Annotated in this window: 17 protein-coding genes; 7 read left to right on the top strand and 10 right to left on the bottom strand. The window is 60.7% G+C overall.

Annotated elements, in window-relative coordinates; genetic code table 11:
* Positions 1–24 precede the first annotated feature (24 nt).
* The 5 genes from IPM54_32885 to IPM54_32865 all read right to left on the bottom strand — a co-directional run bounded on the left by IPM54_32885 (position 25) and on the right by IPM54_32865 (position 6,813).
* The gene (locus tag IPM54_32885; protein MBK9264569.1) at positions 25–2,097 is read right to left on the bottom strand and encodes a VWA domain-containing protein; all 2,073 of its coding nucleotides are present in this window, start codon (positions 2,095–2,097) and stop codon (positions 25–27) included.
* Positions 2,098–2,994, bottom strand: a complete 897-nt coding sequence (locus tag IPM54_32880) for a DUF58 domain-containing protein (GenBank protein MBK9264568.1) — start codon at positions 2,992–2,994, stop codon at positions 2,098–2,100.
* A gap of 332 nt (positions 2,995–3,326) precedes the next feature.
* On the bottom strand, positions 3,327–4,250 hold the full coding sequence (locus IPM54_32875) for a hypothetical protein (GenBank protein ID MBK9264567.1): 924 nt from the start codon (positions 4,248–4,250) through the stop codon (positions 3,327–3,329).
* A 91-nt stretch (positions 4,251–4,341) separates the two neighbouring features.
* Entirely contained in the window at positions 4,342–5,865 is a 1,524-nt protein-coding gene (locus IPM54_32870; protein MBK9264566.1) for a M20/M25/M40 family metallo-hydrolase, read from the bottom strand.
* A 120-nt stretch (positions 5,866–5,985) separates the two neighbouring features.
* On the bottom strand, positions 5,986–6,813 hold the full coding sequence (locus IPM54_32865; protein ID MBK9264565.1) for a Uma2 family endonuclease: 828 nt from the start codon (positions 6,811–6,813) through the stop codon (positions 5,986–5,988).
* A gap of 226 nt (positions 6,814–7,039) precedes the next feature.
* On the opposite strand from IPM54_32865, the gene IPM54_32860 reads away from it, so the two are divergent.
* Positions 7,040–7,858 carry a metal-dependent hydrolase gene (locus tag IPM54_32860; protein ID MBK9264564.1) on the top strand — a complete coding sequence of 273 codons (819 nt, stop codon included), beginning with the start codon at positions 7,040–7,042 and terminating at the stop codon, positions 7,856–7,858.
* A 19-nt stretch (positions 7,859–7,877) separates the two neighbouring features.
* Here the strand turns inward: IPM54_32860 and IPM54_32855 are convergent, their stop codons facing one another.
* Entirely contained in the window at positions 7,878–9,203 is a 1,326-nt protein-coding gene (locus tag IPM54_32855; protein ID MBK9264563.1) for a hypothetical protein, read from the bottom strand.
* An 81-nt stretch (positions 9,204–9,284) separates the two neighbouring features.
* Positions 9,285–10,082 (bottom strand): hypothetical protein, encoded by a 798-nt coding sequence (locus tag IPM54_32850; GenBank protein ID MBK9264562.1) that lies wholly within the window; start codon positions 10,080–10,082, stop codon positions 9,285–9,287.
* A gap of 94 nt (positions 10,083–10,176) precedes the next feature.
* Between IPM54_32850 and IPM54_32845 the strand changes: the two genes are divergently transcribed.
* On the top strand, positions 10,177–10,677 hold the full coding sequence (locus IPM54_32845; GenBank protein MBK9264561.1) for a hypothetical protein: 501 nt from the start codon (positions 10,177–10,179) through the stop codon (positions 10,675–10,677).
* 13 nt (positions 10,678–10,690) lie between these two features.
* Here the strand turns inward: IPM54_32845 and IPM54_32840 are convergent, their stop codons facing one another.
* The 3 genes from IPM54_32840 to IPM54_32830 form a co-directional block, all read right to left on the bottom strand.
* A complete protein-coding gene (locus IPM54_32840) occupies positions 10,691–11,089 on the bottom strand; it encodes a hypothetical protein (protein MBK9264560.1) in 399 nt (132 codons plus the stop codon).
* Between the two features lie 18 nt (positions 11,090–11,107).
* Positions 11,108–12,460, bottom strand: a complete 1,353-nt coding sequence (locus tag IPM54_32835; protein ID MBK9264559.1) for an NAD-dependent malic enzyme — start codon at positions 12,458–12,460, stop codon at positions 11,108–11,110.
* A gap of 117 nt (positions 12,461–12,577) precedes the next feature.
* Positions 12,578–16,045 (bottom strand): AAA family ATPase, encoded by a 3,468-nt coding sequence (locus IPM54_32830; protein ID MBK9264558.1) that lies wholly within the window; start codon positions 16,043–16,045, stop codon positions 12,578–12,580.
* Between the two features lie 157 nt (positions 16,046–16,202).
* On the opposite strand from IPM54_32830, the gene IPM54_32825 reads away from it, so the two are divergent.
* From IPM54_32825 to IPM54_32805, 5 genes are all read left to right on the top strand, one after another.
* A complete protein-coding gene (locus IPM54_32825; GenBank protein ID MBK9264557.1) occupies positions 16,203–18,014 on the top strand; it encodes a hypothetical protein in 1,812 nt (603 codons plus the stop codon).
* 65 nt (positions 18,015–18,079) lie between these two features.
* The gene (locus IPM54_32820; GenBank protein ID MBK9264556.1) at positions 18,080–19,105 is read left to right on the top strand and encodes a MoxR family ATPase; all 1,026 of its coding nucleotides are present in this window, start codon (positions 18,080–18,082) and stop codon (positions 19,103–19,105) included.
* Positions 19,102–21,186 (top strand): hypothetical protein, encoded by a 2,085-nt coding sequence (locus IPM54_32815; protein ID MBK9264555.1) that lies wholly within the window; start codon positions 19,102–19,104, stop codon positions 21,184–21,186. Before IPM54_32820 ends, IPM54_32815 begins: the two co-directional genes overlap by 4 nt.
* Positions 21,183–22,325, top strand: a complete 1,143-nt coding sequence (locus IPM54_32810) for an ATP-binding cassette domain-containing protein (protein MBK9264554.1) — start codon at positions 21,183–21,185, stop codon at positions 22,323–22,325. Before IPM54_32815 ends, IPM54_32810 begins: the two co-directional genes overlap by 4 nt.
* Entirely contained in the window at positions 22,322–24,058 is a 1,737-nt protein-coding gene (locus tag IPM54_32805) for an ABC transporter permease (GenBank protein MBK9264553.1), read from the top strand. Before IPM54_32810 ends, IPM54_32805 begins: the two co-directional genes overlap by 4 nt.
* The last annotated feature ends 17 nt before the right edge of the window (positions 24,059–24,075 follow it).

Raw genomic sequence — 24,075 nt, 5'->3', positions numbered from 1 at the left:
AGTAGGGACGAACTTCGGTGGGAATCAGGCCGCCCTCCTTTCGGGTGCAGGAGGTTTGCGCGGCATCGAAGGCTCGATGTTCGCTTGCCTGGGCCTACGCGTCACGTACCAAACATCCGCCAAGACAAACCCGAGCGCGCAAAGGGCAAGGACCCAGGTCCATTCGTTGTGCGCATCCGGTTCGTCTGCGGCCGCTCGAACTTCCACGTTCCCGCTTTGCACAGGGCCAGCCGTCGTGATCGCGGCGGTGACGTTGCTCTCCAGTGCGCTCGTGAGGTTTGCCGGGACAATCAGCGATCCTGCTTCGGGACCCGTCCACGCAAACTTGTACAAACCCACCTTCGACGTCTCCGGCACGACCGCGAGCCCCGCACGAATCGACACGTCGAGTTTGTCCCCCGTGGGCCCGACGACTTCGACGTCTTTCGCCGATGCAGGCAGACGAACGCGGAGCGGTTCCCCCGCACGAGCAGGCCCGGTCACGCCAAACGCGCGATGAACACGCGCCTGTTCGAGCAAGTTGCGCATGAACAAAACGAAGCTTGCCTTGAGCGGCCAATCGCTATCACCCACGTCGAATCCAAGCAGCGTCGCCGTGCGCGAGGGCGTGGAAATGTCGGTCGCGATGGTTCCTTCTTGCGTACGAATCAGCTCTTGCGTGGGGCCTTCCGGAGCAAGCGCGGTGGCCCGCGCAATGCTGACTCCATCGAGCGACAAGAATCGCATGCGCGGGTCGCCGCTCTCCCACGACGTGATGGCGGGATGTTCGAGCGTTCGGCCAACGAGCGTTCCGAAACAAGGTCCGGGAGGAGGAGCGAGGACGAGCAAATCGCCGCCCGGAATGACGGAAGGACACGCGCCCTCGACGACGACGAAAGCGTCCATTTCCACGACGCCCGGATTCGTCAGCTCCGTGAGCGCAACCTTTTTGAGCGTCGTGGCAGGATCACTCACGATCGCTCGTTCGATCCAGGGCGATACTTTTTCGGGATCCGGACCCGCATACACGACGGGAAGTTTGTCCCCGGCGGGCACGCGAGCATACGCCATGTCGTCGACCTCCATCTTGTCGTGCGGCGCGATGTCGAAGATGAGCCCGCGTCGGTAATCGCCGGGAGCCGGCAAAAAATCCAGCACCACGGGCTGACGTTCGCCCGGACCAACCAGGATCTTGCGCGAAGCGAGTACGTCGGAGGCGTTGTCTTCGCGCATCGTCACGTAAAGCTCGCGCGGAGACGCACCGAAGTTCGCCACGACGAGGAACGCTTGGACTTGCTCGCGCTTCAACGTCGGTTCGATCCCCGATCGCACGTCCACGCGCACGATCCCGGCATTTTCGACGGGCGTACCAACGGTGATCACTTCGACCGGCAACGACACGCCGTTCAGCGCCGCTGGCGATGCGAGGTTGCCATCGGTCACGATCACGATGCGTCGCGATCCACCGAGCTGCTTCAGGCGATCGACCGCAAGTGCGATAGCGGCGCCAAGGTCTCCTTCGACGTCGTAGGCGCGCACGGTATCGAGCGCGGCTTTGAGGCGCACGACGTCTCGGTCGAGCGGTGTGACGACGCGAGCTTCGCGCCCAGCTTCGAGGAGCATGGCGTCACTGCCGGGCGACATCGCAGATAGAATGTCTTTGGCTACGCGCCGCGCGATTTCGATACGCGTGGCGGGTTTGTCATCCAAAACGTTTTCCGCCGACATCGACGCGCTCGCATCGATGATGATGGCCACGTGATCGCCCATGATCGCGCGCCCTCGCGTCGCAGGTCGTGCGAGGGCGAGACCAAGTAGCAAGAGGGCCAATGCTTGGAGCACGAGCGGCACTTGGGTGATGAGTTTTTTCCACGGCGAGCGAGCAATGAGATCTCGCTTGGCCGAAGCCCAAAGCCATGTCGATGCGACGCGCAGTCGTTTGCGACGAACCTTCAGGATGTAGAGCAGGATGAGCGGAGCGAGCAGTCCAAGCAGCGCAAGGCCTTTGGGCGCGAGCAAGTCGAGTGGTGCCCCCGAGCTCGACGCGGACGCAAAAAGCGACGCTTCGGAAAGGTTTGTCGGGGCCGCGATCGACGCGTCGAAACGTTCGAGGCTCATTCAGTCGATGCTCCTCGATACGATTCGACGAACGACACCTTCGAGCGGTTCGTCCGTACGAGCGCGCACGTAGGTGGCTCGATGACGGCGCGCAACTTGTCGCAATTCTTCGCAAAGACCGGCAAATCGCAGGGCGTAGGCTTCGAGCGCTTCGGCGTCCATCGTCACTTCCACGATTGCTCCTGACTCGGCATCCTCGAGCGCCCAATCGCCATCGTAAACCGGTTCTATTTCTTCGGGAGCGACGACTTGAACGAGGGACACATCGTGACCGGCGGCCACGGCGCGGCTGATTGCGGTCACGAGTGGGCCACCGTCGAAAAAATCGGAAACGACGAGCATCATGCCTGGGCGCTTGCTTTTTCGAACGATCGTATCGATCGCTCGAGACAAGTCCGTTCCACCACGCGGGGTAATGGCGGCGAGGGCGCGAAGTAGCCCCAAGAGGCCATTTCGACCGCGCACGGGCGTTTCTTCTCGCACGATGCCTTCGCCGGCCGCAACGACTTGCGCGCGTTCCGACGACGCAAGCGCCATGTATCCGAACGCGGCTGCCAAACGACTTGCTGCTTCGAACTTCGGTGGCGTTCCGAAATCGAGCGACGCGGAAGCATCGACGACGATGCGGAGGATGACGTCTTCTTCGGCGCGAAAGAGTTTCAGGACGGGTTCGTCCGTGCGCGCATAGGCGGCCCAATCGATGCGGCGCAAGTCATCGCCGGGACTGTACGGGCGATGTTCTTGGAATTCCGCGGAGCCTCCGCGGCGTCGTGCGGTGTGTTCGCCCGAAGCTCCCGATCGTGCGCGCACTTCGAGCCTTCGCCGAAGGACTTCGAGCTCACGGACGAACTTGGGATCGAGAAGCTTGGAAGCGAGCTCCGAGCGTGCCTCTTGCATCGACGGGTACTTTTGGCCCAGGGGAGCGCCGGCGTCGAGATCCGACGAACGAGTCGCGTTCCGATTTCGTCACGGGTCGGTTACATTTCATTTCCGAGCATTCAACAGACAATACGAATGGCTTGTTCGAACCCCAGGAATCGCCAGCCGAATTCGTTGCAATGGTTTTTCCTACGCATTGGTAAATGATCAATGCGATGACGAATTCATGTGGCCATTGACGTGAGCAATTCCATGCGCGCACCGAGCGGTGCAGCACGCGCACATGTCGCATTCCATATGGTTTCCGAAAGACAAACCAAATGGAGTAGGCCGTGGGAAAGCGTGCGCTGCTACTTCTTTTCCGGAGCAGCCGGCGCGCCATGCGCTCCGCCATGCCCCATGTCCGCCACGCCTTCCGGATCCAGCTTGATTCCCTTGCGCGTCGTCTTCGTCAACGGCCCTTCGAATGCCTTGCCGTCCTTGTCGACCAGCTCGACCGTGACTTCGTAATCGCCTTTCGGAAGATGCTTTGCGATTTTCGGCGCCCAAGTCGTGAATTCACCCGTGAGCGGTGCCTCGAGGCCCCCACCCGTGATCGAGTATTTCACCTTTTCGCCGTTGTCGAGCTTCGTGCCGAACAAGTAGAAATCGAGCAGCAGCTCCTGCGCCATCGACCCCTTGTTCTCACCTTTGGGACGGCTGTAAACCAAGTGCGGCTTTTTCGGATCGAATGCAGCTTTGCCCTTCTTGCCCACCCAAAACGTCACGAGCGCCTGCGCCCCGGCACCCTTGACCGATTCATGCGTCGCTCGGCTCGCAAATGCCACGAGCGTGTGTTCGCCTTCGGCAAGCTCGGTGCCCATCAAAAGCTCGGAAAGCTTCACGGGCTTCGCCGTGTCGTAAATGGGCTTGTAGGGAAGCCCATCGAGAATCAAATGCACGTGAGGGCCGCCTTCGACCGTCGCCCAATCCTTGACGTCGAGCTTCACTTCGAAGTCTTTGGCTTTGGCCAAATCACCCACCGATGCGTCATTCTTCGGGGACGTGATTTTGACCGACGGCAGCGGTGTCGGGTCGTCGCTCGGCTTCATGTCTTCGACGACCGGAGGTGGCGCCTTTTTTTCCGCCGGCGGAGGTGTCGCGGCCACGGCCGAATCTGCCGGAGGTGTCGTGGTCGCGACCGGTGTCTTTGTATCCGGCGTCGATTCGCCACCGCAGGCAGCCACGCCAGCACCCAATGCAAGCACGACGAAAAACGCTTGTCCTGTTCTCATGAGTCGCCTCATAACGCAACGTCATGTGCGTGTCGAGAGGGATTTGTCGGTGCATAGCGCAACGCGATGCATATCGGGCGTGCGCGTGGTTTCATTTGCGCTTGCGCCGCTGCTCGGGCACGCGCGCCAAAAAATCCGGGGCATCTGCGGCCGCCCAAGCAACCGTTGCCACAGCCGCTACGATTTGGTCGAGGTCCTCCTTCGTGACCTGCGCCAATGTGTCGTTGGCCGTGTGATGAACGTCGAAATATTTCGTCGCATCTTGCTGCAAATCGGCCATGGGCACGCCGAACGGCCTTAGCGGAATCAAATCCGCACCACCACTCGCAGGATCTTGCTCGTAGGTAATCCCGAGCGGCGCGACGAGGCCTGCAATGCGAGAAAAGATCGTAGATGCGCTGTCGGCCCCCAAAAACCTCAATGCATGCACTCGTCCGGATCCCAAATCGATTTCGACCGCGAGCTGATGCGCATCGATTTCGGCTGCATGGTCCACCGCATACGTCTTGGCCCCGCGAAGCCCATTTTCTTCGTTTGCAAAGAGCACCACCCGCACCGTGCGCCTCGGACGCGTGGGGAGCGTCGTCATGAGCCGCGCGGCTTCGATGATTGCCGCACAGCCCGCACCATCATCGACGGCACCCACGCCGGTGTCCCACGAATCGAGATGCGCACCCAAAAGTACGATTTCGTTGGGTTTTTCCCGGCCAACAACCTCCCCCACGACGTTCGCGCTCTCCGCATCCGGAAATGTTTTGCTGGCAAGCGATAACGCCATTCGCACGGGTTTGCCCGCAGAAACCAATCGCTCGAGAAGCTCGGCGTCCGGCACCGCAAGCGCCGCAGCAGGAATCTCCGGCACGCCCTTTTCGTACCTCATGCCCCCCGTGTGCGGAAATCGATCGTGATCCGTACCCACGGAACGAATGACCACCGCAATGGCACCTTTTTTCGCCGCCGCAATCGCCCCATACGCTCGAATCGGCCCTACTCGACCATAATCTTCACCCGTATTCGATCGCTTCATGCGCGTCGAGTAAAAGACGATTTTGCCTTTGACCTTCGATTCCTCGATTTTTTCCAGCGCCTCCATCGAATCGACCATGACGACTTCGGCTTCGATTCCTTTGCCTTTGGTCGATACGCTTCCTCCGAGCGCCGTCAGCACCAATGTATGCGACGAGGGAGACACGATTTTCCCGCTCTCCGCGCCTCGTTCCCAATGCGGAACCATCACCTTTTCGGCCCGGACGTTTTGCAGCCCGAGCTCCTTCATCGTGCGCACGCCCCACGCGACCGCTGCTTTGTCCCCCTTTGACCCGGACAAACGCGATCCTGCTTCGTCCACGAGCGATCGCACGAGGTCGTACGCACGCGACTCGGTGCGCGCGAGCGTCTGAAGTTTGTCCGTTATGGGATCGCTTGGCGCTTGGGGTTTGTCCGCGGAAGGGTCGGCGTTGGGCGAGCTTCCCGTCATCGCTGCGGGCTGCGGCGCATTGCTTGCCGCAGCACATGGCGGACATGGCGCACATGAAGACGCGCGAGGTTGCGCAGTGGGCGCCGAGCACGACACGAGAGCGAGGGCGGTGAGAAGAAACGGTGAACGAAGTTGCATCGCGCCGTCGAGTTTGGCGCAAATCGCGGCGGATTCCAACGTGCGTCGGGACAAAATACACTTGGCGCAGCGCATGCAGAACTGCGCAAGGTCACCGGTTTCCCGGTTCGAGCTGGCAGATTAGGCGTGCGCGTCCGCTTGAACGCTTCGTTCGAAAGCTTCCGCAGATGTCGCGGTTGCCGCCAAGACGAGCCATCGTTCGAGCGCTTCGATGTCCTTGGTGGTCACGATGCGCTGGTACACGTCCGTGGCCACGACAAACTTGCGCGCATCGAGCACGCTGCGGAGTGATCGCGCGTGTGCGCGAGCTGCGGCCAATTGATGAACCCATCCATCGCAGAACGACTTGAACTTCTCCTTGTCGAACAGCGCTGCGACGGGAATTCGTTTGAGCTCATACTTATCGAGCTCCGGCACGAGCGGCACGTCGGTGCCATGGCGATACACGACGGGGGCTGCGTCCGGCGTAACGATCTCGATCTCTCGGCGCTCCGCGTGCACGAGCCAAATGCAAGGCCAGTCGTGTTCGAGGTACAGCTTGACCTTTTCCTCGAGCTGCTTTTTCGACTGCGTCGCACGAATCTCGACGGCGACGATTGGGATCCCCTGGAAGGGCCCGTCCTTCAGCCGCTTTACGGAGCGCGCCAGCACGACATCCGGAGCGCGTATCGACAACGTCTCGTCAGGATCGATGAGCTCGCAATAGACGTCACCCATGACGTCATGACCGTCTCGCGCATGCGTGCGAAACAGCGTTCCAAGCAAAAACATGAGGATCGAGTGGATACCGTTGCTGCTCATCTGCCGAACCAGCTCTCCGCGATGAAGCTCCCAAGGACTGCCGTCGTAACAATCGGCACGCGTACCGAGCGGCCTGCCATTCGGCCCGAGATCGCGCAGCTCGATCGGTCCAGTGCTCCGCGGAATGTGCGTGTGCAGCACGGTCATGCGTTCGAAGTTAGCACGCGACGGAGGGCAAGGAAAGTGGGTAGTGACAAACTTTTGTGCTTCGCAGCGCAGCGGATTCAACAAGCTAAGCCAATTCGTTGGAACACCAAGTGTTTGTCTCAACCGGCAGCTCCCTCCATTGCATTGCACGAGCGCCATTGACCTCGTGCGTCAAAACGGTTGACGCGCGAAGGCATTTTCGTTACGCTTCTTATCGAGGTTCCCCATGCAAACCGTTGCCAGCCGCCCCGCGATCAAGCCTCGCAATCCGGACCTCGTTTTCGACGAGACCATCCCCAAGCACTGGTTCGCCGATAGCATGCTCGCCAGCCACATGGTCAATGGCGTAAATTTGCTTTTCCCTGCAGGCGAACGGTTTTTCGTCCGCAGCGTTCATCATTACTTGGACAAACTCGAAGACCCCGAGCTGAAAAAGCAAGTGCGCGGATTCTTTGGCCAAGAAGGCCGTCACGCCCGCGCGCACGAAGATTTTTTCGCATGCATGGAAGCGCAAGGGTACGAGATTCGTGAATTTCTGCGGCTATACGAGAAAATCGGTTATGAGTACATCGAGCCGAACGCCCCGGCCGCATTTCGCCTCGCGACGACCGCCGCATTGGAACATTACACGGCGGCGCTTGCTCACAGCGCTTTGCGCTACAAGCTGCTCGACAAGGCGCACCCTGCATTACGCGACTTGCTCAATTGGCATGCGTCTGAAGAAATCGAGCACCGCGCGGTCGCCTTCGACGTGCTGAACAAGGTTGCTCCTGGTTATGGCTTGCGTATGGCAGGGTTTGCCATGGCCACATTGCTGCTCGGGGCATTTTGGGCAGCGGCCATGATTACGCTGATTCGGCAAGACACGCGGGGGCAGTCCACGAACTTCAGCGCCGATTTCGCGAAATTCAAAACGATTGGCGTCCGCCCTCGCAGGCTGTTTCGCATGGTCAAGGCATACCTGCGACCCGATTTCCATCCTTTGCAGATGGACGACATGGACGAGCTCGCTCGAGAATGGCTTGCTCAAAAAGGAATGGCCTAACTACATCGTTTAGGCGCATTCACAGCGTGACGTAGAAAAACGCAATACACATTTCGTCTTCGGTGCCTTCGCCGAACGTCGTGACGGCATCGCGTCCGGTGGTATCGTAGCCGCAGGTCAGCTTGACCAAATCGCCGCCGCTTGCCTTGAGGGGCGTTTCGTACATCGAGAACGATTGCCAGTGGAAATCCCAGTTGGTCACGTCGATCAGGCACTGCGATTGCCCACCCGATTGCGTCGTGACGCGCATCGTTTTTCCAGCGCCGTGCATGTGCGGCGCGACGCCCCAAATGGTCACGGTTGGCACCTGCGAAGGGATCGTCTCTTCATGGGAAACCTCGACCAGAGGTTGTCCGGGAGGCAAAAAGATATTGCTGGTGCCCACTTGGGAAATGGTCGCCTCCTTGTCGACTTTGTCTACGAGATTGACTTTGATCTTGGTTTGATCCGGGAGCGCGCCGCTCGCCAAGTTGTAATGAACTTGCATGACGATTTTGCGGCCGCCAGGAACTCGCAATCCCGTACCCGCGGGAAATCGAGTCGGACCACCGCCCGGCGCCCAGCCGACGGTAAATCGACTGGCAACCTCGGCGCCTCCGAAACATCGGTATCCGGGGGTCGGATCTTGGGCATCGAGCGCCTCGGCCTGAGTCTGCGCAGCGTCTGAATCGAGCGTGTACGCAATCACGTGATGCACGACGCGTGCGTCGCCAGGCAGCACTTCGAATCCGGTGAGGAACTTGTCCGTCGCGGTTTGCGCGTCGACGAGGAAACATCGGTAATCGTCTGCAAGTTTGGCGTCCGGCGTATACGCGACGCCCATGTCCCACGTTGCATTCGCTTCGGTCAAACCTTGCGGCGGCGCAGGAGGCGAAGGTGCTTTGGCCAAGTCGCCGGAGGGCGCTCCGGCATCCGCCCACGCAGCAAGGATGGCGATTTCTTCAGGCGTGAGCCACCGAGCATCCTGGAATGTATTGCAATGGCCGCAGTTGTTCGGATTGAATGGGGGCATTTCGCGCGCGGTCGTGCGATCCTTGATGAGGCCCGCGAGCAGCTTGGTTTCTTCGTACGTGAGCAGTGTAAATGGCGCAATGCCACCATCACGATGGCAATTGGCGCAATTTTTCATGATGATGGGTGCAACGACTTCGGCATATGTCGGCGTCGAATCGACGGTCGCTTCGACACCGCACATGGGATCGACGACGCTTGCGGTGCCGGCGCCGGATCCGCCGCCGCCACTGGAATTGACGGGGTCATCTTTTACATTGCCGGTTTCGCAGGCAACGGCCGCGAAAATGAATAGGCCACAAGTTACGTGTAACGTGAAGGATGTGCTTCGCATGAGGGTGAGACACGCGAAGGGGCGGGAGGGTAAAAATGTGTTCTCAGAAATCGGATAAGGCTGATTCCGAGAACTTTGTGCTCACTGCTTCGCCCCCAAGTACCCCACGGCCTCGGCCACCTGAATGTCCGTCATCGTATGCCCCGTATACGCGTGCCCCAGCGATATCGACGGCCAGCGCATGCGCTGAAGCAGCTTCACCAATTCCTCCTGCTTGTCATGCGATGGATCCCTCGCACCCCAGGCCACCGCAATGGGCACCCTGTTCTTCGTCTTTTTCCCCTCGTATTCGTGATACGGCGCACCCGACCCGCCGGCAAACAACGCATACCCATTCACGTCGATCCGCCCGCGCATCGCGAGCGACGTCGCGTAATAGGCGCCATTCGAAAACCCGAATACGTACGTCCTTTCGAAGGGCGCACCGAACTTTTGTTCGAGCGCGCCTTTGGCCGTCATCCATTCGGCTATCAACGCCTTTTCAAACTTGGCACGAGTATCCATGTTCGTCGGCCATGCCCACCAATGCTCGGTCCCCGTCGGCCCAATGCCTTTTCGACCGCGCGGCATGATCACCGTAAACCCGTAGGCGGCACCCGCTTTGGCCGCCATTCGCTGCTGATTCCACTGCGATGTCGTGTCCGGCTGGATCACGCCATGCAAATGAATGATCAGCGTCCGCGGACCCGCCGAAGGTTGGTCCGGTATAAACGCACATACCTCGTTTGGTAGCGTCAAAAGCTCCGGAGCACACCACCTTCGTTCCGCTTTCACGTCGTTTGGCGTCGTCGTAGCTTCGGCGACGGACGGATCGGCCAATACGAGCGCCGGGCGCACGAAAAGCGCCCCCACCGTGAGGAGTACCCATGAAATACGCACGAAAAGAAGCGTAACACGCCGACTGATCCAAAGTAAATTTTTTGGCATCCATCGGCGCGCCAAACGGTGAACGACATCTGCTATCATCGCGTCGATGAACACCCCGTCGCTCGAAACGGAAGCGGATGTTCGAGTGCGACAGACGCGCATCTTGCAGGCGCTCGCAACGCGCATGTCTCGAGGCGAAGAGCTTCTGCCCGCCGATCTGATGTCCCGCGTCGCCGAAGAGCTGGAGCTACGCATCGATGAAGAAGCCGTGGCTGCGGCATGGGCCGAACAAGGCACGCGACCGCCTCGTCCGTGGCGCGGGGAAACCGCTCGGGCAAGTCGGCGGGCACGAGGGCGCGACGTGCGTGAAATGTGGATGCTCGAGCGAGCCGAACGAGACCTCGACAAGCTCGATGCTGCGACGCGTGAAGAGATTGCGCTCGAAATCGACGCATTGGCGTTCGATCCAGCACCACGCGGGTCGTCCGCATTACATCGTCGCAAAGACGATCACATGCAGCTTCGGATAGACGCGCGGCGATTGCTTTACAAAGTGCAGCCGCATTCCATTGTGGTCGTGGCGGTGACGAGTGAAAGCGATCCTTGATAAGGCCGGTATATCACCCGTATAACAAATACTCGAGCAGCGCCGCCTCGTCCGTCATGACCATGCACGCCCTTCCGTCTTGCATGACCAATCGCCTGATTTGCAGCGCCCCCACCGAGCTTCTCACGAGAATACCAACGCGGACAAACCCTTCGTAGAGCCGAGGACGCAGTTTGGCCATGCGCTCCTCGAACGCGGGATCGTTCCTTCCTTGAACCGCGCGCAAATCACTGAACAACACGCGGCCATCTCGACCAATGGAGTCGAGCGTGCGAATCATCTCTGCGACGCATCGCTCGAGCGCGTCGAGGGATTGGAATTGTAGGTCCGATCGAACCATTCGAACGAGTGGCCCTCTCGGATCCATGGAGATCGTCGTATACTCGCTACGAAAAACCTCGATGGCCGCCATGCGTTCCTCGAAAACGAATCAAACGGACGGGCGGCTACGCGTGAGGCGCGCCGTCGATTCGAGTCCCTCGGCACGAGCCGCTTCGCTCACGGCCGCAACGACCGCTTCGTGCACGTTGCGCAATAGCGGCGAAGGCACCACTTCGCCCGGCTCGGCACACGACGCAATGGCACGCGCCGCGGCAATGCGCATACCCGGCGTGATCGCTCGGCTTTCGACGGCAAGCGCCGCGCGGAAAAGCCCCGGAAATGCAAGAGCATTGTTGATGCTGCGACCATCCGAGCAGAATGCCGCACCGGCTGCCATTGCATCCGCAGGCTCGATCTCCGGATCCGGATTCGAAAGGGGAAAAATGACCTGCCCCGGGCGAATCAACTTCGGATCGATGAGCCCCGGTCTGCCCGTCGCAGCAATGACGATATCCGCTTCGCGCATCAGCGTCACGAGGTCCACGGGGCGCGCTCCAAACTTCGCCAGCCATTGCATCGATTCTTCGGACTTGTCGCATACGAGCACATCCCGCGCTCCGTACGTCATCATGAGCCGCGCAATTGCGCTTCCCGCCGCGCCGAGCCCAATCTGACCAACGCGCGCCTTTTCGATCGCAACGCCCGTCATTTTGCACGCATTGAGAAGCGCCGCGAGCGCTACCGTCGCCGTTCCATGCTGATCGTCATGCATGACCGGCTTCTCCAACCGATCGATGAGCGCTTCCTCGATGCGATAACAATCCGGAATGCGAATGTCCTCGAGATGAATCCCACCAAACGTGAGCGACAAACGCGATACCGTTTCGACAAACTCGTTTACATCGAGCGTATCGACGAGAATCGGCGTGGCGCTGATTCCCACGAACTTGTCATAAAGAACGGCCTTGCCTTCCATGACCGGCAACGAGGCAAGCGGGCCCACGTTGCCCAACCCCAAGACGCGCGTGCCATTTGTAAAAATACCAACCGAATTACCAATTGTCGTCAAATGTCGCGCTCGCTCGGGCTCGCGCTCAATCGCCCGCGCCACACGCGCAACCCCTGGCGTATAGATGTATCGCAGATCCCGCTGATGACGCAGCTCGATGCGGCTCGTCGAATGAAGCTTGCCACCACGGTGCAGATCGAAAACGCGATCGATCGTGTCGAGCACTTCGACCCCGTCGACCTTGCGTACGGCCTCGATCACTCGATCGCGATGCTCTTCATCGTCCGTTTCGATGGTGACTTCGCGCAGTGAGTCGGTCTCGCCGCCACGCAATGTGGTGATGTCACCAAGAAGCCCACCTTGTTCCGCAATGGCGGTCGCCAGCCGGGCAAGCTGGCCCACGCGATGCTTGGATTTGAGGCGAAGTACCGTATCGAGGCTCGTTTTCCGCATGGGGGTCGGCACATTACCACGAAATGCAGACAGGCAACACCATTCCGTTTCAAAAAAGAAAGTGACGCAACGCGGCGAAGTCAGCCGTGGTGATGACGCCCGACCTTGCTCGGTGTTTTACAGGTCGAAGAGGTCGTCGTGCTCGGCCGCAGTTTCCTCGGCGATGAGCGTTTCGGTGTGTTTCACGATGGCCTCGAAAAATCGGCGTTCGGGCGAACGGGGTGCGAGTTTTGCCGCGGCCTCACGCGCTTGCGTGCGAAGCGCTGCATCGGTCATTTGGGGCCCGTTCCCACGCATTCGCCCCTGCCCCATCGCAACGGGCAAGAGTGCATTTTGCACGGTATCGAAAAGAGCGCCTCCCAATGCGTGGCTATTTCGCAAGAGTGTCGCCACGAGATTCACGTGCGAGAAAAGTAGCGACGCGGGAGCTTCTTCGAGCAGCGCCGACACCGCCTCGAGCTCTTCGGCGCGCGCAGCTTCGAGCCATTCCGACAATACGTCCATGGCGACGGGCGAATAATTCTTCGATGCCGCCTGAAAAAGCCGGGCCGCTTGCGTCCGCACCACATTCGAACGTGACCGGGCGAGCTGACGAATACGCCGCAAAATGGCGACCCACTCGGGCGATTCGGGAAGACGGGCCAAAATCGATCCCAGCCCTTCGGATGGAAGCGCCACGAAGTTCTCGATGGCCAAAACGCCTGGCCCCACGAGCCGCTCGATACGCTCGATGAGCAAGAGTGCGGTTTCTTCGGGCAAACGTTTTCCCGCAAAGTGCAAAAAACGAATCGTGGAGTGCCCTTCCAGGTTCGTCGCAGCGGAAAGACGCGACAGAAATGCCACGATTTCTTCCACGGAAAGAGCATCGCCGACGAAAAGTTTTCCGCCATCGAGCGCCCCAAAAAGCGTTTCGACAGCCTCGGCCCCCTCGGAAAGATCGACCTCGACCGCCAATGCCACGGCATCGTGCGGCGCCGTCTTTGCAAGCGTACGCAATACGCCAAGCGCAGCTCGACGCACGAAGCCATCCGGATGCCCAAGGAGCGCGCGTAATGCTTCGCGGTCACCATTTCGAGGTTTATCGACCCAGCGAGGAAATGCCTGCGCAAGGGATGCACAAAGCGTCGCATTACTGCCGGTCACGATATTCTGCACGAGGCCGGCCGCCCGCTCGGGAGCCGATTCTCGCAATGTGTGCAGGAGCGCGGCAACATGCGGCCCGAGAGGCCCATCGGGCGATTGCATGATGACCTCGCACGCTTTCGCAGCAGCTTCCGGATGCTTCAGAGAAAGCACCTGCAAAAGCACGCGAGGTGAACCCGATTTGCCCGCAAGAGAGAGCGTATCCAGCGCTTCGGCCGTTTGTTGAACGAATGCCGCGGGCAATGGCCCCTTGGCCATCCATTCATCAATGACGATTCGCGCAGTTTCGGCCCCGCGAGGCTCGTTGTTCCTCGTTTCGGGCAAAAGCCTCGACGACGGCGGCGCATCGAGGTCGAGTCCGGCGCGTTGTGCGGGCGGCCTTTGCGTCAGCGCTTCGTACAGCCGGCGTTCCGATGAATCCGGCACGTCAGCGAGCGCCAGTTCCGCAGCAATGCAAATGGTATCATTCGGCGTTCGGTGCGCGGCCCACCGGAGTACGTCCGCAACGGCGAAATGAACCACCGGATCGGCGGCACTCGTCGCGGTTTTGCGAAGCATTTCAATCACTTCGAGCCGCTCGCCGTCGCGCCAATCCGCCTCGGGAAACCCCGCAGACGAATGCGTCGCCATATCGGTGAGCACGCCTTCGAGACCTCGCACGCCTGCAAGAGCCGCTCGCCGATTGGATGATCCCGCTGCACGCGCAAGCGATTCGAGCGCTCGCGTGCGGAGCCTGCGCTGCCTGCTCGCCAATGCGTCGTCGCTGATGGGCGCATCCGATTCGGCGAGAAACGTGTCGATCACATCGAGCGGCGAATGCTGGTGATCGTGGGCATGGGGCACCATTTGCCACCTTTCGACGGCATCGAGCAGCGCCTCGTGAAACCCGACGGGCAACGTATGCGCTCGTGACGCGAATTCACGTAGCACGCGCATGGGGTGATCCGGATGCGGGCTTTGCAGCCGCACATCGTCGCGACCGAGCGCCCACAGCGAATCGACCGCCTCGGGCAGATGTTGCCGATGCAATGCAATTCGCTGCAATATCGGCGACAACTCGTTCGTCACGCTCGTTTCCGACAAAAGCACGCGGGACTTCGGCGCGGTATCGGTGAGCGGTGGCAATTGTAGCGCAAATTCGACCAATTCGAGCATTCCGGCGGGTTCATCAATACAAACTTCACGCAAGGATGAAAGAAGCCGGCAACGATCCATGGTCGATGCGACATCGAGTGCGTCACGGCAATACTCGAAAAGTTCCGCGACAAACTTGGACGCGCTCCCGGGCGGAATCGAGGGGCCATCCATTTCGCCGAGGTTACGGAACAGAGGCACGAGCGCGTGAATGCCAAAATGCCGAACGATGACGCTCACTCGCTCGGCCAATGTCCCGGGAAGCGGCAAGGGAGCCGTTAAAAGTCGGAGCAATGCATGATCGGCAAGCGCCGTTGGCACGACACGCGCCCCCGGCGCCGAACGCTCGATGATGCCTGTCGTTTCCAATGCGCGCAATGCCGATACCAAATCGCGACGACGGCATCCCAAAAGCTCGCCCGCGCCCTGCAAAAACCGTTCGTCCGACGTACGCACGGGCGCAAGGGCAGCAACGATCCCGAGCATATCGGTGACTTGACCGAGCACGCCACCAAAAAGCTTTTGATCAGGCGTCACCGAGGCACGCATGAGCAGCGTTTCATAACCTCGCGCCAGCACTCGAGCGCCGAAATCCGCGGGCTGCTCGAGCGCCACGGGATGAAGCGCTTTTTCACGCACGAGGCGCCCGGCAATCGACACGAGTTGCGGGTGGCCTGCAGAAATGGTCGCAAGCTGTTTTGCATGAGCGCCGAATTCTTCATCGAGCACGTGACGGGCGGAACGTTCGGCGTCATCCGTCGATAGCGGCCCAATCTCGGGCAGTACGCGAATATCAGCTTCGGAAAGTCCGCGCTCTGCACAAAGTGCCACGAGCCGCGACAAACCGCCGGGGCGGGTGGTCAAGACAAACGCTACTTCCGGACGGTGCTGCGCAGCGTGCAAAAGCGCCGCCGTGCATGGCTTTCGGTGCGCATCGTCGATGACGATGACGCTCGGACCTTTGGGCAACCGCGGTGCATGCTGCGCTGCGACGGACGCGACATCCGCCGCGAATCGCACAGCTTGCGTGACATTGCGCTGCGAAAGCGTCTCCGCGAGCGCTGCCAAGAGGCTCGTCTTGCCCGATCCGGCTCGCCCCACGAGGACGACGACGCGCGCTGTACCGGGCGTTTCGATGAAGTTCACGAGCGTTTGCAGCTCTTCGGTCCGACCCACGATGGGCAGCGCATCTTGAAAGTACCGCCCTGCTGCCAAAGCAACGTCGACGAATTCGTTCGGGCGCCCTAGCACGACGCCATGCTCGGTGGTGGCGTCTACGGGGCTGGGGAAACCGACGTGAGTATCCATGCGATGAGCCGGCGCTTTGAACGCTGCGCGCGAGCCTACCACGCACAAGACCGATTCGATGCAACGTTTGGTGTGCAGAGACCGCTGAAAGATTGCTGTTCGATCCAGGGCAACCCGGTAGCGCTCCGGGCGGTCACCGAGTACAAAGAAGACCACGATGGCAAAGCGCGCTTCGTCGTCCGTAGACAGCTCTTTTCGCGATGTTTTTCGCCGCTACGCAGGCCGGGTTCGTCGGCGTCTCGCGCTCGAACGAGTGCTCACTGGCGCAGCTCTGGGCCTCGTGCTCGGCACCGCTGCATCCGCTGCGGCATGGCAAACTCGGCACGGAGCCTTGCGCCCGTGGATGGCGACCGGCGGCGCGCTCGGTGCTGCAGCGGGCGCGCTGATTGCGCGTCGCAAGCGCTGGAGCGACAACGAAGTCGCCCTGTACCTCGATGGTCGTCTCGACGGCAAGGAAAGCATCGCAACGGCGGTGGATCTGCAACGTCGCGAGTCGAATGGCGACGATCCTGCACGCGCCGTCGTGATCACGCATGCGGCCGAAGTGCTGTCGAAAGCGGCTCCAAAAGAAGCTCGTGTGTCGTGGTTTCGCCCCTGGCATCTGGCCATTCCGCTCGGTTTGGCCGCGATCGGTTACGTGAGCTTGTTGCCTCTTCCGCCCGCGCCAGTAGCGCCCGCTCCGCCTCCGGGTGCGGACATGGTGAAGCTCGCCGAGATCAAAGGGCTCGACAAGATCATCGATTTGGCAAACGCCAGCGCGCGCGACGAAGCGCAACGCAAGCGCCTCGACAAACTCGCCGAAGAAGCGAAAAAGCTCCGGGACAAACTCCGTGAGGGCATGGAAAAACGCGAGGCCCAAGCGGAGATCGCCAAGCTCAAAGACGCCATCACGGCCGAGCGGTTGTCACTCGGCGATGGTGAACAGCGCGCGGGATTGGAATCGGCTCTGGGCAAGCTCGGGGAAAACCCGGACCTGAAAAACGCGGCCAAAGCCCTCGGCGACCGGGACCTCGTGTCGTTCGACGAGGAGATGGAAAAGCTGGCCAACCGGCTCGAGAAGGAAGACCGCGAAAAGGCGCTGAAGACGATGGAAGAAGCAGCGGAAGCTGCGCGCAAGGCCAACGCTCCGGACGTCGCCAAAGCGCTCGAGGAAGAGCGCAAGCGCATGGAGGAGATGGCCAAGAAAAACCAGAAGCTGAGCGAGCTCGGCAAAGCGCTCGGCGAAGGTTTGCCCGAGGATGCGAAGCAAGCGCTGAAGGATTTTCAAGGCGGCAAGGGCGGCGCCAAAGAGCAACAAAAGCTCGCTGAAAAATTGGAAGAGGCCCTGGGCAAACTCACGCCGGAAGAACGCAAGCGGCTCGCGGAAAACATGAAAAAGCGCGCCGAGCAAATGGGCGAAGGCGACATGGGTGAAGGGCCGTCGAAGGAGCAGTTGAAAGAGCTCGCCGAAGAGCTCGAATCGCCCGAAGGGCAAAAGCGCTTGGCGGAACAGCTGAAACGAATGGCCGAAGCGGAGCAAGGCGAAGGCTCGGAAGAAGGCCAGCGCCAGAAGAAGCTCGACGACGCGCAAGAAGGCGCGGGTGAGTGCGAAGGGCAGCTCGGAGGAGCGCCCATGCCTGTGCCGGTTCCAGGAGACAAACCTGGTTCTGGAGGGAAAAACGGGGGCAAAGACGGCAGCAGTCCGCAAGCCGGACACAGCGAAGGCGGCGGGCCTGGGGATCACAAAGGACAAACCGGCGTGGTCGATGGTCCGGGCGTGAAGGCGCGCGCATCGGGTCCGATCAACAAGGCTCCGTCGATGCCCGGCGTGACGCTCGGCCGAACGACGGGCAAAGCGGGTGAAACCGCGAACATTCAAGGCACGGGCGCACTTGGACAAGCGGCGCCTGCCGAGCTTGGCGCGGTCGAACGAAGCGACGTGCCGGAAGAGTATCGCGAGCAGGTGGGTCGGTACTTCCAACCGAAGTAGGCGATTTGCCGTGATTCGAAAACCCCCACATCGAACGGCCACGAAAGGCTAGGCTCCAGGTTCACATGACGAGCGCTGGTGATTTTCAAAAGCGCCTCGATCGGGCGCGCGAGGCGAGCAATCGACTCAAGGAAACGATCGGGCAAGTGATCGTGGGACAAGAAGAGGTCGTCGAGCAGGTGCTTTGGGGCATCCTGTCGGGCGGCCACGTGCTGCTCGAGGGTGCGCCGGGCCTGGGAAAAACCCTGCTGGTGCGCACGATTGCGAGCGCGCTGGAGCTGAAGTTTTCGCGCATCCAGTTCACGCCGGATCTGATGCCGAGCGATGTTACGGGCACGAACATTCTGGTGACGGCAGCCGATGGAAGTCGCCACTTCGCGCTGCACAAAGGGCCCGTGTTCGGACAGATCGTGCTCGCGGACGAAATCAACCGCGCGACGCCGAAGACGCAAAGCTCGCTGCTCGAAGCGATGCAAGAGCACGCGTGCACCATCGGTGGCGTACGTCATGCAATGGAGCAGCCGTTTTTCGTGCTCGCGACGGAAAATCCCATCGAGATGGAGGGCACGTACCCTTTGCCCGAAGCGCAGCTCGATCGTTTTCTGCTCAAAGTAATCGTTCCGAGTCCCGACGAAGACGAGATGACCGAGATCCTCGTGCGAACGACGGGTCAGCCGAAAGACGCGCCCAACCCGGTGCTCAATCGAGACGAAGTGCTCGAGTTGCGATCGGCGTGTCGAGACGTCGCCGTTGCAGAGCCCATCATGCGGTTCGCATCGCGCCTCGTGCGAGCGAGCGATCCATCGATGAGCGGCGCGCCGGACCTCGTGCGTCGAGCGATTCGCTATGGAGCCGGCGTGCGTGGCGCACAGTCGCTCGTGTTGGCATCGAAGGCCGTGAGTTTGCTCGAAGGGCGAGCGCACGTGTCGTTTGCTGACGTGCAGCGCGTGGCCAAGCCCGTGCTGCGGCATCGGCTCATCCGTTCGTTCGAGGGTGAAGCGGATGGAATCACGACCGATCAGGTCGTCGAAGAGCTCGTGAAGAACGTGCCCACGCGTCCGGAGAACGTCGAGCAGGCGATGCGTCGATGAAGTCTTTTGTTTTTGCGTCGAGTCTAACGGCGGGCATCGTTCTGGCTTCAACGGCGTCCGCCACATCGATTGAACAGGTGCCTCAGCAAGGAGCGCCGCAAGTCGCCGTCGACATCACGCAGATGTTCGGCGCCGCAGCGCCGGTCCCGCAAGGTTACAGCGGGTTCCTGGTGCGCGTGCAGAACAACGAGCAGCAGCCCGTGCGCGGCGAAGTCGAGCTCGAAAGCCGTTTGTACTCAAACCAATTTCGATATCGAGCGACGGCGCCTTTCGTCGTTGGCGCGGGCGCTGCGGCGATGGTGCGGTTGCCAGCGCATGCGAACGTGTATGGTGACGTGAAGATCGTGGTGCGTAACGACGCGGGCATCGAGCTAGGCACGCTCGGGGCGACCGTGACGAATTCGCCCGGCGTGTTTTTGCTCGACGTGACCGAGGCTTCGCGTCTTCGCGGAGTGATGCACGAAGCTTGGATTTCGCCGCAATACGCGCCTTGGGGCAGCGTGCCTTCGTATGGTTCGGGTCCGCAGCTTCAGGTTGGATCGCCGCGATTCGATCCTGCGACGGGTGATCCCGTTCTTCCGGATCGAGCGGCGCTGTATGCACCTGCGTCGGCCGTGCTCATTCGCTCGGATGTGCTGTCGCGCGTGACGGCGGTGGAGCTCGATGCGCTGAGTGGGTTTGTCCTGGCCGGCGGCACGCTGGCGGTTGCATTGGCGCGACCGGAGGATGTTCGGAGTCCGGTGGTGGCTGCGTTTGCGGGGGGAGACGTCACGATGGCGTCCGTGCATTCGGAGACGTTGCGTGAATTGCGGCTGCCCATCGCGCCGTCGAATGCCGCGAAGAAGATTCCTTTTGCGGAGTCGGCCGAGGAAGAAGTGGGCAAGTCGCTCGTGGGTTTTTCCGGGGGCAATTTGCGCGGTAGTCGTTATGGGGCGTCGGCGTATTACGGGCTCGGTGAATTTCACTTGCTCGCATTCGACCCGACGCGCAAACCCGCAGTCGACGATCCGTGGGTGCAGGGACGCGTGCTCGATATGGCGCGTCGGGCTTTCGATCGGCGTAGCACGATCATTTATCGTCAAGGGTCGACGCCGGCAGGGTATTCGTCGGACGGTATTCGCAAGCAATTGGACCCGAACGAGGGATCGCGCTGGGCCATTGCGGTTGCAGCTCTTTTGCTCCTTGCGTACGCGGTGATTGCGGCTCCCATCAATTTCACGCTGAATGCCAATAAGGGCAAACCTTTGCGAGCGCTGATTTGGCTCCCGATTTTTGCCGCCGTCACGTTCTTCGCGATCGTCGTGATTGGGTTCGTGGCCAAGGGTGTCAGTGGCCGGTCACGACACCTCACGCTGGTCGAAGCAGGCGCGGGAATGTCGAAAGGTACGGCGCGCAGGTGGCGAGGGTTCTTTACGCCGAGGGCCAAGGATCTCACGGTGCGCACGAGCGATTCGACATCGGTCGTGAATACGGCATTCGTCTCGGCGCCGGCGACGATCAACGATCACTTGGTGGTCGATCGTGATGGGGCGCGTTTGGTCGATGTAGCCGCATTGCCATGGCAAACCGTGGTCATTCGCGAGGATGGGTTTGCCGACCTTGGTGAAGGCATTGCCATCGTGACGGAGAATGAAACGGATACAGCGGTCATCAATCGTTCCGGTCGTGACATGCGCGCTGCGCTGTTGATGCTGCCCGGCGGAAATGCTCGCTATTTTGCGACCATTCGTGACGGCGAGCGAGTATTGGCGAGCGCCGGTCAAGACGTCGGCAGCACGAAACCGGGCCGAGCTTGGTTAACGAGCGTGACGGCAACGGTAGGTCGGTCGGGGTCGCTGACGATGCAGCCGCTACGCGCTTCGTCGCTCGAAAGAATCGTCGATGATGATGCTGCGGGCCTCAGCGCGGCATGGCAAGCGATTGAAGAGAGTGCCGGAGGGGTCGTGAATTGGTTCCCGGAGGATGTGCCGGTACTTTTGGCGCAGCTCGATGGGGGCGAAGGGAAAACGTCGGATGCGGGGCTGAAGCTCGAACAAGATCGGCTTCTCGTGCGGATCGTGGGTCAAGGAGGTCGCCCGTGAGCGAAGCGTCGAGCGCGGTCCAGATTGAATCGCCCGAGCCTTCTGCGCCTCTTCCGCCGCCGACGATTCGAGTGCGTCATTTGTGGCATCGTTATGGCAATCGTGACGTTTTGCGCGACGTGACGTTCGACGTGGGGCCGGGGGAAATTTTTGGTTTCATCGGCCCGAACGGAGCCGGAAAAACCACGACGATTCGCGTGATGGCGACGCTGCTCGAACCAATGGCGGGCCGCGTGGAAATCGACGGCATCGACGTGACGATGGATCCGGAGGAAGTCCGCCGAATCATTGGATACATGCCCGACCATGCCGGCGTTTACGATCGGATCACGGTGCGCGAGTATCTCGAGTTTTTCGCGGACGCATTTCGAGTTCCCTCGATCAACGTCGTCGACGCGGTGCTCGAATTGACCGACCTCGGCAAACTTCAGGATCGTCTCGTGGCGGAAATGTCGAAAGGCATGAAGCAGAGGCTTCAGCTTGCTCGGATTCTCTTGCACGATCCGAAGGTGCTCATTCTGGACGAACCGGCGAGCGATCTCGACCCGCGGGCGCGTATCGAGATACGGGATTTGCTCTTGGAGCTGCGAGGGCTGGGAAAAACCATTTTGCTTTCGTCACACATCTTGACGGAATTGTCGGATGTTTGTACATCGATTGGCATTTTGGAAAAAGGACGGCTCGTGGTGGCTGGGCCCATTCACGAAATTTCGTCGCGCCTGGAAGCCATTCGAGCGGCCGAGGCAATGGGGCACGCGCCTCCGCCTGCATACACGGGCGCAGCGCGCGTGGCTCCTCCGACAGCGCAACCAGGCGCGCCGCCGGGATATCCCGCGCAGCCTTCGCAACAAGCAGCGTGGCAGCCACCGGTACCGGCGGCTCCGGCGGTGCGTCGCGTAAAACTCCGCGTCATCGGCAATCCGGAACAAGCGGCGTACTTGCTTCGAGGCGGGCCGGGCATCGTGGAAGTCAGCATCATCGGGGGCGTCGTGCACGTCGGGTACACGGGCACCGAAACGAAAATCGCCGAAATGGTTCAGCACTTGGTGCATCAACGTATTGGCATCGTGGGCGTCGAGCCCGAACGTAACGAGCTCGAGCGAATCTTCCTGGAAGTCACGCGGGGGGATGTGCAATGAGCGCACAGACGGGCACGAACGCACCGGCAGGTCCCGTTTCACGGCGAATGGGGGACAGGGCACGGTTTCGTTTTCGGCGGCTTTTGGACGACCCGAATCCGCTGTGGATCCGCGAATTGCGGCAATCAGCACGCCTCGTACGGACGCCCGTCATTCTTTGCGTGCTGGCGGTGCTCACGACGCTGCTCATTGCTTCGGTCGGTGGGCTCGTATCGATGAACGAAAGCCCGGCGACGACGGGGTACGTTCTTTTTCAAGTATTTTTCTCGATTGCGTACTTCGTGGTGACGTTCGTGGGGCCAGGCGTGGCGGCGAATGCGATTGCTGCTGAACGCGAAGGACGCACGTGGGAAGCGGTGATTTTGACGGGTTTGCGGCCCGCCGTCATTGCTCGCGGCAAGTTTTTGGCGGCGTACACGTCGATTGGAATGTACGTCGTGATGCTCGCGCCGGTCGGAGCGCTTCCGTTCTTGTTCGGCGGTGTGACGGCGACCGAAACGATCGTTGCATTCGCATTCTTGTTTTTGATCGCGGGGCTTGCGGTCGCATTTGGTCTGGCGATCAGTTCGAAGATGAACAGTTTGCGAGCTGCGCTGGTCGTATCGCTTCTATGCGCGGTCATCGTGTCGCTCAACGTGTACGGGTTTCTCGGCGTGGGTTTGTCCTACGGAGCGCATTCGCTTTGGCCGGGCGTTCCCGATGGGCCTCCGGTATGGCTTCCGACAGCGTATGCTCGTGCGCCGTTCGACCTGACGTACCTCGGACTGCTCGTGCTTTTGCCCATTGCGCTCGCTGCCCTGCCCGCCTGGTTTCTCTACGAAGTGACCGTGGCGAATTTGACGAGCATCACCGACGACCGTTCTACGGGATTGAAGCGTTGGTATGCCATCTGCACGCCCATTTTTGCCATTGCGACGTCGATCCCCATTTTTGCCGTCGACCCGCGGGATCGAATGGGCGTGTGCATTGCCGCCTTGTCTGCCCACTTCGTCTTTCTGATGATGGGCGTGTATCTTTTCACCGGCGATTCTCTCGGACCTTCGCGCCGCGTGGTTCTCCATTGGGATCGGGCAAATATCGGAAAATTCAAGCGATTTCTGGGACCGAGCATCGTCAAGACCTCGACGCTCGAGCTCTTCGTCGGCACGGTTGCTCTGATGCTTCCGACGGTCGTAGGACTGATTGCCGTACCGCCCAAGTATTCGGGCGGCTCGTACACGGGCGAAATCTTGATCGTCGCCGTGTACATCGTGGGTTTCTTCGCGTTCTCCGTGGGGTTTGCCGCATTTTTGCGGTCGCGCACGAACACCACGCTCGCGGCGCGGATGCTGCTTCTCGCGGTGCATTTCCTCGTCGCGATTGGGCCGTGGGTCGTCGCGGCCATTGCGGGCGTCGTGTCGTCGGCGTCTGATCGGTCGGCGCTCGTCGTGGCCGCACCGTCTCCATTTTATGCTTTCCTTGCGCTCGATGCGCTCGATCGGGGCAAGGAAGACATTTTGGTGGTCGGTTCGGTGTTCATGTCGGCCGCGTGGGCGCTGTTCGGGCTACTCTTTTTGGGATTGGCGAAGGCGCGCACGGCGAAAATCATCGCGCAGCACGACGCGGCACTTGCGGAAAGTGATCGATTGCTGGCAGCAGAGGATGCAGCGATTGCCGAGGCCAATGTGCCGGCTCCGGAAGCGCCAGCCGAACCACCTCCGGCAGCGGAGCCGGAGCCTGTGCAAGCAAGCTGAAAAAGGGCGCTGCGGCA

Source organism: Polyangiaceae bacterium, assembly GCA_016715885.1.
Classification (GTDB): Bacteria; Myxococcota_A; Polyangia; order Polyangiales; family Polyangiaceae; genus Polyangium.
The sequence above is the reverse complement of the archived record's forward strand: the minus strand, read 5'-3'. Positions and strand labels throughout refer to the sequence as shown.